The organism is Flavobacteriales bacterium, assembly GCA_016713875.1.
Taxonomy (GTDB): domain Bacteria; phylum Bacteroidota; class Bacteroidia; order Flavobacteriales_F; family PHOS-HE28; genus PHOS-HE28.
This window is the reverse complement of sequence record JADJOI010000003.1, coordinates 3,610,002-3,622,603: the sequence shown is the minus strand read 5'-3', so window position 1 is coordinate 3,622,603 and position 12,602 is coordinate 3,610,002. Positions and strand designations below refer to the sequence as shown.

The window sequence follows — 12,602 nt, the reverse complement described above, 5'->3', positions numbered from 1 at the left end:
CGCTTCAGGGGCCTCCATGGACCACCCGCCGGCATGTCGTTCGAGCTCACCAAAGGCCTTCTGGACCGCATCCGGGGCGATGTGGAGGTGGGCCGCGACCAGGACATCCTGGCCGTGGTCAGTGAGCTGCACCCCTCCGACATCGGGGGCCTGCTCGGCCGCCTGACGCTCGACGAGGCGCGCTACGTGCTGCGCCTGCTGGAGGAGGAGACCGCCGCCGAGGCCATCCTGGAGCTCGACGAGGACCTGCGCGAACGCCTGCTCGAAGGGCTCACCAGCCAGGAGATCGCCGACAAGGTGATCGGCCACATCGAATCGGACGACGCCGCCGACGTGATGGCCGACCTCCCCGAGGAGAAGGCCAAGGAGGTGCTGGACCTGCTGGACGACGCGGAGCAGGCCGACGACATCGAGGAACTGCTCCGCTACCAGGAGGGCACCGCCGGCGCCCTGATGGCCAAGGAGCTCGTGAGCGTCCGCGCCGACGCGTCCGTGGCCCGTGCGATCGTGGAGATGCGCCAGCAGGCCCGCGAGGCGGACCACGTCTACACCGTGTACGTGGTGGACAAGGACGACCGCCTGGTGGGCATCCTTCCGTTGAAGGAGCTCCTCTTCTCGGCCGAGAGCACGCGCACCCTCATCAAGCACATCTGCGAGACCGATGTCGTCCATGTGCGCGTGGATACCGACGCCGAGGAGGTGGTGAACCTCATGAAGAAGTACGACGTGGTGGTGCTGCCCGTGGTGGACAAGGACGGCCGGCTCGTGGGCCGCATCACCTTCGACGACGTGATGGACGTGATGCAGGAGGAGGCCACCGAGGACTACCAGCTCGCCAGCGGCATCAGCGAGGACGTGGACGCCACCGACAGCCCGCTGGTGCAGACGCGTGCGCGGCTGCCCTGGCTGCTCATCGGCCTGGCCGGCGGCGTGCTCAGCTCCCAGATCATCGGCCTCTACGAGGAAGAGCTCCGCATCGACCCGAAGATGGCCTTCTTCATGCCGCTCATCGCCGCCACTGCGGGCAACGTGGGCGTACAGTCCAGCGCCATCGTGGTGCAGGGCCTCGCCGCCGGTACCCTGCAGAACATGCGCGTAGGGGCCCGCCTGTGGAAGGAGCTACGGGTGGCCGTGCTCACCGCCGTCATCTGTGGCACCCTCATCTTCGCCGTCAACCTCGCCCTCCGCCAAAGCCAGGCCCTCAGCTACACCGTCAGCATCGCCCTCTGCACGGTGATCCTCACCGCCGCCCTCTTCGGCACCCTCATCCCCCTGGTGCTCGACCGCATCAAGGTGGACCCCGCCCTGGCCACCGGGCCCTTCGTCACCACGCTCAACGACATCTTCGGCCTGCTCACCTACTTCTCCGTGGGCCACGTCATGTACGACCTCTTCCACTGACCATGCGGGTCCACTTCCTGGACGAGGTCCATCCCGTGCTCGCCGAGCGGCTCACCGCCGCCGGCCACACCTGCATCGCGCACGACCATCCCGAGGCCGCGGACCTGGAGCGGTGCGCCGGCCTGGTGGTGCGCAGCAAGAGCGTGGGCCGGGACGTGCTGGACCGCGTCCCCGCCCTGCGTTTCGTGGCCCGTGTGGGCTCCGGCCTGGAGAACATCGACACGGCCGTCTGCGCCGCACGCGGCGTGGAGGTGATCAACTCGCCCGAAGGCAATCGCGATGGCGTCGCCGAGCACACCCTGCTGCTGGTGCTGGCGCTGCTGAAGCATCTGCCCCGTGCGGACCGCCAGGTGCACACCGGCCAGTGGCGCCGCGAGGAGAACCGCGGCACCGACCTCCACGGCCTCACGGTGGGCATCATCGGCCTGGGCCACATGGGCCTCGCCTTCGCCGATCGCCTGCAGGGCTTCGGGGTGCGCGTGCTGGGCCACGACAAGTACCGCGATGGCCACACCCCTCCGCATGTCGAGGAGTGCGACCTGGCCACCCTGCATCGCGAGAGCGACATCGTGAGCCTGCACCTTCCGCTGACCGCGGAAACGCACCACTACGCGAACGCCTCGTTCCTCGCGGGTTTCGCGCGCCCCATCCGCCTGGTGAACACCAGCCGAGGGCCCGTGCTGCACACCGCCGCTCTCCTGGATGCGCTGGACAGCGGCCGGGTCCTCGCCGCCGGCCTCGACGTGCTCGAGTTCGAGCGCGCCGACCTCTCCGGCCTCGACCCCGGCCCCGAGGCGTCGGTGCTCGAGCACCTGCTGCGCCACGACCGCGTGATCCTCACCCCTCACATCGCCGGGGTCACCCACGAAGGCCGCTTCAAGATGGCCGCCGTGCTCGCCGACAAGATCCTCACCCGCTTCCCCCATGCCCAACCCTAGGGCCCTGCCCGCGCTCACCCTCCTGCTGTCCGCCTGCATGACCTCCGCTCCAGAACCACCCGAAGTGCACGGCCACCGCGGCTGCCGGGGCCTGGAGCCCGAGAACACCATCGCCGCCTTCCAACGCGCCGCCCGCCTGGGCTGCACCTGGCTCGAGCTGGACGTGGTGCTCACGGCCGACGGGCACGTGCTCGTGAGCCACGAGCCCTGGATGGACCACCGCATCTGCACCGGTCCCGACGGCGCTCCGCTCACCGAGGATCAGGGACTGGCCCTCAACATCCATCGCATGACCCTTGCGGAAGCCCAGCGCTGCGACTGCGGTTCGCTCACGCATCCGGACTTCCCCGACCAGGACAACCGCCGCGCCATCAAGCCGACGCTGGCCGAGGTGGTGGCCGCCATCGAGGAGCTCACGCTCACCGAAGGCGTGGGGCCCGTCTCCTACAACATCGAGATCAAGAGCGACCCGGCCTGGTACGGCACCTACCAACCCGCACCGGACACCCTGGCCGCCGCCGTGCTGCGCACCCTCACCGACCTGCAGCTCGGCGCCAACTGCCTGGTGCAGAGCTTCGACCCCGCCGTGCTGGAGGCCGTGCACGCCCAGGACCCGGGCCTGCGCACCGCCTTGCTGGTGGAGTCCGGCACCGACCCCGACACGGAGCTTGCGCGGCTGAGCTATGTCCCGGAGGTGTACAGCCCCCAGTTCGGGCTGGTGGACGCCGCTGCCGTGCGGTCGCTGCAGGAACGCAACATCGAGGTGGTGGTGTGGACCGTGAACGAGGAGGCCGACCTCCGCAGGATGACCGCCCTCGGGGTGGACGGCATCATCAGCGACTTCCCCGACCGCGTGCTGCGGATCCTGGAGGAGGGCGAGTGATCAGGACCGAAGGACGAAGCGGGCCGTGGTGCGGCTGCGCTGCTCCAGCAGCACCTCCCTGCCCGTGGTGAGCGCGGCCAGCGTCGGCTCATCGTAGTGGCGCACGGTCACCAGTTCGCAGCCGGAGTTGTAGCGCACCTCGTAGCCCTTGCGCAGTTCGGCGATCAGTTCCTGCGCGCGCGGCGTGTCGTCCACCACCACGCTGAAGGCCAGCGCGCTGTTCTGCATCAGGTCGATGCGCACGTTGCGCTGGGCGAAGAGCCAGAAGATGCCGCTGAGGTTCTCCTCCACGATGAAGCTCAGGTCCCGCGGGGTGATGCTGATCAGCAGCTGCCCGGGCTTCACGATGAACGCGGGGATCAGCGAGTCGTTCTCGCTGCGGTCGTCGATGGTGCTGCCTGGCGCGTCGAGGTCGATGAAGGAACGGACGTAGAGCGGGATGTGCTTCTGCTGGAGGGGCTGCAGCGTGCGCGGGTGGATCACGCTGGCGCCGAAGTAGCTGAGCTCGATGGCCTCGCGGTAGCTGATGTGGCTCAGCAGTTTCGTGTCCGCGAACCGCTTCGGGTCGGCGTTGAACATGCCGGGCACGTCCTTCCAGATGGTGACGCTCTCCGCATCGAGCAGGTAGGCGAAGATGGCGGCGCTGAAGTCGGAGCCCTCGCGGCCCAGGGTGGTGGTGCGCCCTTCCGCCGTGCGGCCGATGAAGCCCTGCGTGAGGACGCGCCCCGGCTGGCCGGCGAACAGCGGCTTCAGGTATCGCGTCGCCAGGTTCTCGCAGGCCTGCCACTCCACCTTCGCCGCTCGATATCGCCCATCGGTGCGCACTACCGTCCGCGCGTCGAACCAGGTGTTGGCGATGCCGGCGTGCTTCAGGTGAGCGCTCACCACCAGCGTGCTCCACACCTCGCCGAGGGACACCATCTGGTCGTAGTCCTCGTCCGCCCGGCCGCTGGAGCGCTGGCCCAGGGTGCGCTGCAGCTCGCGGAACGAGCCGTTCAGGGCGGCCTGCGCGGCTTCGTCGCCGGGCGCCACATCGGCCAGCACCGCGGTGTGCGCGGCGCGGAGCTTCTCCACCATCGGGCGCGTGTCCCGCCCCTCGCCGTACACCCACACCACCTCCTCCAGCGCGTTGGTGGTCTTGCCCATGGCGCTCACCACGATGAGCAGGTCATCCTGGAGGAAATGGGACAGCACGCCCGCCAGGTTGCGCACACCGGCCGCGTCCTTCACGCTGGCCCCGCCGAACTTGAAGACCTTCATCGGGCGGCCAAGTTCTTCAATTGGTCCAGTTCCAACGAACCGTTCCACCACTCCTTCGAATAGCGGGCCCCGAACCGGCCGTAGAACCGATGGGCATCCTCATTCCAATCGAGCACCTGCCAGAGCATGCCGCTATGGTTCTTCTCCACGGCATAGCGTGCACAGGCCAAGAAGAGCTTCTCGCCGATACGCCGACCTCTCGCCGACTCCGTGACCACGATGTCCTCCAGATAGAGCCGTCGCCCTTTCCAGGTCGAATAGCGCACGTAACAGACCGCCATCCCTTGGATCACCCCGCCGACCTCGGCCACCCAGCCCACCCAGACCGGATCGGAGCCGAACCCGGCGTCGAGCATATGCTCCAAGGTGACCGTGACCTCATCCGGGGCCCGTTCAAAGACCGCGAGTTCGTTCACCAGCTCGAACATGCGCGGCACATCGCGCTCCTCGGCCTGACGTACCGTGACCTCCATGCGTGCAAAGAAAGCGGTGCCGCATCTTTGCCCCATGTCCGAGATCAAGACCCTCTCCGAGTTCATCGTGGAACGCCAGGCCGAGTTCCCGGGCGCCTCGGGCGACCTCAGCTCCCTGCTCACCGCCTTCCGCCTCGCCGGCAAGATCGTGAACCGCGAAGTGAACAAGGCCGGACTGATGGCCGACATCCTCGGCGCCGAAGGGACCGAGAACGTGCAGGGCGAGGCCCAGCAGAAGCTCGATGTCTACGCCAACAACCTCTTCATCCGCATGATGAGGACCCAGGGGGCGGTGTGCGCGGTGGCCAGCGAGGAGAACGACGACATCGTGCATTTCGACAATGGTGGCAAGTACGTGGTGACCATGGACCCGCTCGATGGCAGCAGCAACATCGACGTGAACGTGAGCATCGGCACCATCTTCAGCATCTACAAGCGCATCAGCACCGGCCCCAAGGCCACCCTGGAGGACTTCCTGCAGCCCGGGACGACGCAGGTGGCCGCAGGCTACATCGTGTACGGCAGCAGCACCATGCTCGTCTACAGCACCGGCCACGGCGTCAACGGCTTCACGCTCGACCCCAGCATCGGCACCTTCTGCCTGAGCCACCCTGACATGCGGACGCCCGCCGACGGCAAGATCTATTCGATCAATGAAGGCAACTGGGTCGAGTTCAGCGATGGCGTACGCACCTACATCGACGCCTGCAAGCAGAAAAGGATGAGCGCGCGCTACATCGGCAGCCTGGTGGCCGACTTCCACCGCAACCTGCTCAAGGGCGGCATCTACCTCTACCCCGGAACGACCAAGGCCCCGAAGGGCAAGCTGCGCCTGCTGTACGAGGCCAACCCGCTCGCCTTCCTGGTGGAACAGGCCGGCGGCATGGCCACCGATGGCACCACCCGCATCCTCGACCTGAAGCCCACCGAGCTGCACCAGCGCTGCCCGCTCTACATCGGCAGCCGGAACATGGTGGAGCAGGCGATGAAGGCCTGACCATGCGCGTATCCCTGTGCTTCCTTCCGTTCACCACCTTTGTGGCGCTCCCCAACGGCGGCAGCGTCTCGGATCGCCCCTTCCGGAAGGCGCTGCACAACAAGAGGGCGCTGGCCGCAGTGGGCCCCGTGCGCAACAGCTCGAACCGTGGCGCCTGGACGCAGTGGACCGACGACGGAGGCTCACGCTGAATAGGCCGGTACCGGAACGATCCGCTCATCATGCACGGCCTGAATTGAACAAGGATGCGCGCCTACGCCCTCGCCTGTTCGGTCATCCTCCTGTCGGCATGTTCACGCGTACACGATGGGGCCGATACCGGAATTCCACCATCCGATGCCACGGCCGCAGAGCTACGCCGCCTCAAGGAAGTGGAATGGCCTAAAGCGTATCGTGAACAGGATACCGTGCTCCTGGACCGGATCCTGCATCCTGACTTCGAGATGGTCGATGCCGAAGGGCACGTCTACCGCAAGCAGGATGAGTTGGAGTGGATAAGGACCCATACCTGGAGCGTGGACTCGTTCCGCTACGAGATCAAGCGCTTGCAGCAGTGGCCGAACGGCACGGCCATCGTCACCGGCGTTGGGCACATGCTCACGGATACCTCGGAGACCACCTATTGGTCCAGCAACGTGTTCATCCGCACCGATGGCCACTGGCGGGCCATCTCGTCGCACGTGAGCGGAGTGAACGAGGTGCCGCGCTACCCGTCTCCGTAACTTTGTTCCGCTCCCGAACCCGATGCCCGGAATCCCCGGCACCGGGTTTCGGGCATTTTGGCGTCGATGAATACCCCTGACTCACATAGGCATCATTACATCCCTGAGTCCTTCCAGGCCAACTTCTGTAATCCGGATGGGAAGCTCTATCGCTTTGACAAGAAAACTGGAAAGGTCGAACGCAAGGCATTCTCTCCCAAGCAACTGTTCTTTGAATGGGATCGGAACACTGTGATGATGGGGGACATCCCAGCCTCCTTACCCGAAACCATCTACCAAAAGAATGAAACACTTACCGCAGCACGTTTGAATGCCTTGGCAACTGAGCCAACGGCAACTGGCCTTCTCACACAGGACCGTATGCTGGGGGCGCTCGGTTTCGTCGCAACACAATGGGTTAGGTCACCTCAACGAGACAGCCATTTCGCTGTTAAGGCATTTGACAGACTCAAGTTCGCATTGTCTGATGACCCTTCCATCCGTGAAGACCCAGCACGTATTCTAGGAATTTTGGATGGAATACAACTCGAAAGATCCTTCCTTTCAGCAGAGCAATTTCTCAAGTACTTCGAGTCCGGCAAGGCGTTCGAACAACCAGCATACTCGCACGTTGGCCAGATGGACATCCCATTCTTAGTGCTTGGTGATCATCCAGTCATATATCGTAATACGCCCAAGAGGAATGAAGATGTGTTCAGGAATTTCGTGTTCCCTCTTTCGAGCCAACGACTATACTGGTCAATCCCGGAGAACACAGATTGGACTGGCAGTACAAAGACTCATGCTGTAGCCTACAATATCCTCGCCATTGAGCAGGCCAGTCGTTATGTGGCCGCTTGGAACAGAGACGTGCTCAACGGCTTTGTAGAAATCTGGAAAAAGTCACGAGAGCAAGCAGTTCTTTCTGAGTACCGAGAACTACTCTTCTCATTTCCTCCGGGAGTCATTCTAGAAGACCATCTGACTACGCAATCGAACTCGAAATAGGTGATTCAACAGCGATGCCTTTGACCTCCCTCCCCGACCTACTCACCCTCTACCGCAACGACCCACGCGTCGCGCGCATCGCCGAAGGCCTGCAACCAGATTCCGCGCGCGTGCAGATCGCGGGCACCATCGGTTCGGCGCAAGCGCTGATCGCCGCGTCGGTCATCGAGCAGCGCGGCGGCGTGCATGTGTTCGTGCTCACCGACAAGGAAGAAGCGGCCTACTTCATCAACGACCTGGAAGCGCTACGTGGCAAGGACAAGGATGGCCGTCATGCGAAGAAGGATGAAGACATGCTCTTCTATCCCGCACCCTCGCGATCGCCGTACGATCCGGAAGGCCACCACGACGGTGAACGCGTCACAAGGACGGAAGTGTTGGAAGCGTTGATGAGGGTGAATATCGAATGGCGAATGGCGAATGGTGCGAATGCGCATTCCCCATTCACCAACTCCCATTCACCGATCACCAACAAGCTCATCATCGTCACCTACCCCGAAGCACTGGTGCCGCTCGTGATGGGCCAGGAGGAGATGATGAGCAACACGCTCACCGTGAAGCGTCACGAGGAGCTGCCGATCGACACGCTGCAAGAGTGGTTGGACGAGACCGGCTTCAGTCGCGTGGAGTTCGTGTACGAGCCGGGGCAGTTCAGCATCCGCGGCGGCATCGTGGACGTGTTCAGCTACGGCAGCGACAAGCCTTACCGCATCGAGCTGTACGGCGACACCGTGGAAAGCGTGCGCCGCTTTGATCCGCAGGACCAATTGACCGTGGAGTTCCTCGCCGAAGCGGTGATCGTGCCCGACCTCCAGGACGAGGACACCGCGCGCCAGCAGAACTTCTTCGCGCAACTACCCGAGGATGCAGTGATCTGGCTCCGCGATCTGCAAGCCATCGGCGATGCGGCAACAAAGCAGTTGAAGTTGCTGGGCGAAGCGTACGAGCGACTTTCCGAGAAGGAGAAACATCCCACGCCGAACGAGCTGCTGGCGACGGACGGTGAGTTGATCAAGGGGACGTTGGGGTTCAGGAAGGTGTTCTGGGGGCGATCCATTCACCACCGAGACGCAGAGGACACAGAGAAGGCAGTAACCGCAGCGGCGCAACGACGCGACGGGAACGCGACGCAAGACAGTAAGGCGCAAGTGGTGGTGGACTTCCAGCAACGGCCTCAACCGACGTTCGCCAAGGAGTTCAAGGTGCTCAGCGGCGACCTGCACAACAAGCAGAACGCGGGCTACACGAATCTCATCGCGTGCAACAGCGCGAAGCAGAGCGAACGGCTGTACACCATCTTCAACGACATGGAGCACGAGGTGGCCTTCACGCCGCTGGTGCTCGACCTGCACGAGGGCTTCATCGATCCCGAGCTGAAGCTGGCGCTCTACACCGACCACCAGATCTTCGAGCGTTACCACCGCTACCGGCTGAAGGAGGGCTTCCGTAAGAACTCGCAGGCGCTCACCCTGAAGGAGCTGACGCAACTGAAGCCCGGCGACCTCGTGGTACACATCGATCACGGCGTTGGTGTGTTCAGCGGACTGGAAACGATCGATGCCGGCGGAAGCATGCAGGAAGCGATCCGCCTGAAGTACCGCGACAACGACATCCTCTACGTGGGCATCCACAGCCTGCACCGCGTGAGCAAGTACAGCGGTGAAGAAGGTGGCAATGCGCCGCCTGTGAGCAAGCTCGGTTCACCCGCGTGGAAGAACCTGAAGGAAAAGACCAAGGCGAAAGTGAAGGCACTGGCCTTCGACCTGATCAAGCTCTACGCCCAGCGCAAGAGCAAGCCGGGCTTCGCGTTCCAGCCGGACAACTACCTGCAGCACGAGTTGGAGGCGAGCTTCATCTACGAGGACACGCCCGACCAGTTGAAGGCCACGCAGGACGTGAAGCGCGATATGGAGAAGGGCGTGCCCATGGATCGACTGGTCTGCGGCGATGTGGGCTTCGGCAAGACAGAAGTTGCCATACGCGCCGCGTTCAAAGCGGTGTGCGACGGCAAGCAGGCGGCGGTGCTGGTGCCAACAACCATCCTCGCGCTGCAACACTGGAAGAGCTTCTCGGCGCGCATGAAGGGCCTGCCCGTGCGCGTGGACTACATCAACCGCTTCCGCTCTTCGGCGCAGCAAACGCAGATCCTGAAAGACCTGAAGGAAGGGAAGATCGACATCCTCATCGGCACGCACCGATTGGTGAGCAAGGACGTGGTGTACAAGGACCTCGGCCTGCTGATCATCGACGAGGAGCAGAAGTTCGGCGTGAACGTGAAGGACAAGCTGAAGACCCTGCGCGCCACGGTGGACACGCTCACCCTCACTGCCACGCCCATCCCGCGCACGTTGCAGTTCAGTCTCATGGGCGCGCGCGACCTCAGCATCATCAGCACGCCGCCGCCGAACCGTTATCCGGTGGCCACGATGTTGCAGCCGTACGATGAGGTGACGATCCGTGGCGCGATCGAGTACGAACTCTCACGCGGCGGCCAGGTGTACTTCCTGCACGACAAGGTGAAGAACATCGAGTTCATCGCCGACATGATCCGCAAGCTGGTGCCCGGCGCGCGTGTGGGCGTGGGGCACGGTCAACTGGAAGGGCACAAGCTGGAAGAGGTGATGCTCGACTTCATCGAGGGCAACACCGACGTGCTCGTGTGTACGACCATCGTGGAGAACGGCCTCGACATCCCGAACGCCAACACCATCATCGTGAACGAAGCGCAGAACTTTGGCCTTAGCGATCTGCACCAACTGCGCGGACGTGTGGGCCGCAGCAACAAGAAGGCGTACTGCTACCTGCTGGCCCCAAGTCCACATTTGCTGCCTGACCTCTCACGCAAGCGTCTGCAAGCGATCGAGCAGTTCAGCGACCTGGGCAGCGGCATCCACATCGCCATGAAGGACCTCGACATCCGCGGCGCGGGCGACCTGCTCGGCGCGGAGCAGAGCGGCTTCATCAACGACATCGGCTTCGAGACCTACCACAAGATCCTCGAAGAGGCCGTGCGCGAACTGAAGGACCAGCACTTCAAGGACCTCTTCGACGACGCGCAGGAAGGCAGCCACGCGCTGGCCCGCGGATCACGTCGCGACCAGAGCGACGACTGCATCATCGAGACCGACCTGACGATGCTGATCCCCAACAGCTACGTGAGCGAGACCGCCGAACGCCTCGCGCTCTACCGCCGACTGGACGACATCAAGGACGAAGCGGAACTGCAGAAGTTCACCACGGAGGTCACCGATCGCTTCGGTCCGATCCCGCAACTGGTGAACGAACTGCTGGAAGGCATCCGCCTCCGCTGGCTGGGCCAACGCATGGGCCTGGCGAAGATGGTGCTGAAGAAGGGCACGCTCATCGGCACCTTCATTGCGGATCAGAAGCATCCCTTCTTCGAGGGGGATGGGTTCAATGCGGTGCTCAGAGCAGTACAGGCTCAACCCGGGAAATTCAAAGTGTATGAAAAGGCCGGTACGTTGAGGGTAAGTGTTCAAGACACCAAGACCTTGCACGAGGCCAAAGAAGTGCTGGGAGCAGTGCTGGTCGTTCCCGCTTAGCGCAGTGCGCCCGGTGCAAGTTGAGCAATGCCGAAGGCATGGACCGCAGGCGCAAAAGCGACCGAGGGCGAAATCCAGTGATTTGCGATCGAGCAAGGCGAGATGGCGAATCGCGGGACGCAACCGCGACGCTTCAAGGTGTACGAGAAGGCGGGAACCTTAAGGATCAGTGTGCAGGATGTGAAGAACCCCGCCAAATGCGCGGGGCAGGCTGTGCACGCGGCGAAGGACGCGTTGGAATCCGTTGTGGGCATTACCGTCGCTGCTTAACGCCGCAGCGTTTGCAGTCCCTACCTTGCTCCTATCATGACCGACAAGAACGCCATCAAGGTCTTCGAGGAGAAGCAGGTTCGCACCGTGTGGGACGGGGAGCAGGAGAAGTGGTTCTTCTCCATCATCGATGTGATAGCGGCCCTCACCGGTAACGAGCGCCCTCGCAAGTACTGGAACGACCTGAAGACCAAGCTAGTGAAGGAAGGCAGCCAACTGTCCGATAAAATCGGACAGTTGAAATTGCCCGCCGACGACGGCAAGCTCCGCCTCACCGATGTGGCCGACACCGAGCAGCTCTTCCGGCTGATCCAATCCATCCCTTCACCCAAGGCCGAGCCGTTCAAACTATGGCTGGCACAAGTGGCATCGGAGCGGATGGATGAAATGGCGGATCCGGAGATCACCATCGACCGTGCGCTTGAACAATACCTGCGGCTGGGCTACTCGGAGAGTTGGATCAACCAGCGGCCAGGGAGGTTCAAAGCACATCGAACGGATGGCGTGCACAGCTATCGTATGACCAGACAAGGCGCTCCGAGGCAAGGATACTGGAACGAAGTATCCGGCCTAGGAGCAACGCCGTATGGTCGAACGGGAGCAAGCATCACTGATACTCTACTTCAATACATCGCCGCCGGAACGATGTGCTTTGAACCTCCCTACAGAGCATCGAGATCCGCAAGGAGCTGACCGATGAATGGAGGAAACGCGGGATGAAGGAAGGCATGCACTTCGCGACGCTCACGGACATAATCACCAAGGCGTGGAGCGGGAACAGCACGAAGGAGTACAAGGTGCTCAAGGGCCTGAAGAAGGAGAACCTCCGCGACAATATGACCAACACGGAACTGATCCTGAACATGCTTGCCGAGGCATCCGCGAAGGACATTTCACAAGCCACCGAGCCCGAGACCTTCGAGGACAACAAAGAAGTGGCGCGACAAGGTGGGAACGTGGCCAAGGTGGCGCGCTTGGAATTGGAGGCTCGTACTGGCAAGAAGGTCGTAACACCGTTGAGCGCAAGGAAAGCGCTTACCATGGGGAGGTCCGCAACACGAAAGAAGACCTAGGCCACTTTACTTCGGTCAGATCATCCACGCGGCGA

The 12,602-nt window shown here is 63.0% G+C and carries 11 protein-coding genes and 1 pseudogene; 10 read left to right on the top strand and 2 right to left on the bottom strand.

Annotated elements, in window-relative coordinates:
• Positions 1-33: 33 nt before the first annotated feature.
• Genes mgtE through IPJ87_16925 form a run of 3 tightly spaced genes read left to right on the top strand, consistent with a single transcriptional unit; the run spans position 34 to position 3,222 of the window.
• Positions 34-1,401 carry a magnesium transporter gene (gene mgtE, locus IPJ87_16935; GenBank protein ID MBK7943530.1) on the top strand — a complete coding sequence of 456 codons (1,368 nt, stop codon included), beginning with the start codon at positions 34-36 and terminating at the stop codon, positions 1,399-1,401.
• A gap of 2 nt (positions 1,402-1,403) precedes the next feature.
• Positions 1,404-2,339, top strand: a complete 936-nt coding sequence (locus tag IPJ87_16930; GenBank protein MBK7943529.1) for a hypothetical protein — start codon at positions 1,404-1,406, stop codon at positions 2,337-2,339.
• Complete coding sequence (locus tag IPJ87_16925) at positions 2,326-3,222, top strand: glycerophosphodiester phosphodiesterase (protein MBK7943528.1); 897 nt, start codon at positions 2,326-2,328, stop codon at positions 3,220-3,222. Before IPJ87_16930 ends, IPJ87_16925 begins: the two co-directional genes overlap by 14 nt.
• Here the strand turns inward: IPJ87_16925 and IPJ87_16920 are convergent, their stop codons facing one another.
• The gene (locus IPJ87_16920; GenBank protein ID MBK7943527.1) at positions 3,223-4,482 is read right to left on the bottom strand and encodes an aspartate kinase; all 1,260 of its coding nucleotides are present in this window, start codon (positions 4,480-4,482) and stop codon (positions 3,223-3,225) included.
• The gene (locus IPJ87_16915; GenBank protein MBK7943526.1) at positions 4,479-4,955 is read right to left on the bottom strand and encodes a GNAT family N-acetyltransferase; all 477 of its coding nucleotides are present in this window, start codon (positions 4,953-4,955) and stop codon (positions 4,479-4,481) included. Before IPJ87_16915 ends, IPJ87_16920 begins: the two co-directional genes overlap by 4 nt.
• A gap of 34 nt (positions 4,956-4,989) precedes the next feature.
• Between IPJ87_16915 and fbp the strand changes: the two genes are divergently transcribed.
• From fbp to IPJ87_16880, 7 genes and pseudogenes are all read left to right on the top strand, one after another.
• Positions 4,990-5,952 carry a class 1 fructose-bisphosphatase gene (gene fbp, locus IPJ87_16910; GenBank protein MBK7943525.1) on the top strand — a complete coding sequence of 321 codons (963 nt, stop codon included), beginning with the start codon at positions 4,990-4,992 and terminating at the stop codon, positions 5,950-5,952.
• 2 nt (positions 5,953-5,954) lie between these two features.
• Positions 5,955-6,143: a hypothetical protein gene (locus IPJ87_16905; protein MBK7943524.1), complete on the top strand. Its 189-nt coding sequence runs from the start codon at positions 5,955-5,957 to the stop codon at positions 6,141-6,143.
• Between the two features lie 216 nt (positions 6,144-6,359).
• On the top strand, positions 6,360-6,674 hold the full coding sequence (locus tag IPJ87_16900; protein ID MBK7943523.1) for a nuclear transport factor 2 family protein: 315 nt from the start codon (positions 6,360-6,362) through the stop codon (positions 6,672-6,674).
• 66 nt (positions 6,675-6,740) lie between these two features.
• Positions 6,741-7,661: a DUF4238 domain-containing protein gene (locus IPJ87_16895; protein MBK7943522.1), complete on the top strand. Its 921-nt coding sequence runs from the start codon at positions 6,741-6,743 to the stop codon at positions 7,659-7,661.
• A 14-nt stretch (positions 7,662-7,675) separates the two neighbouring features.
• Positions 7,676-11,224 carry a transcription-repair coupling factor gene (gene mfd, locus IPJ87_16890; protein ID MBK7943521.1) on the top strand — a complete coding sequence of 1,183 codons (3,549 nt, stop codon included), beginning with the start codon at positions 7,676-7,678 and terminating at the stop codon, positions 11,222-11,224.
• A 306-nt stretch (positions 11,225-11,530) separates the two neighbouring features.
• The gene (locus IPJ87_16885; GenBank protein ID MBK7943520.1) at positions 11,531-12,187 is read left to right on the top strand and encodes a Bro-N domain-containing protein; all 657 of its coding nucleotides are present in this window, start codon (positions 11,531-11,533) and stop codon (positions 12,185-12,187) included.
• Positions 12,157-12,567 (top strand): annotated as a pseudogene (locus IPJ87_16880) (hypothetical protein). The gene IPJ87_16885 and the pseudogene IPJ87_16880 overlap by 31 nt, the downstream one beginning before the upstream one ends.
• The last annotated feature ends 35 nt before the right edge of the window (positions 12,568-12,602 follow it).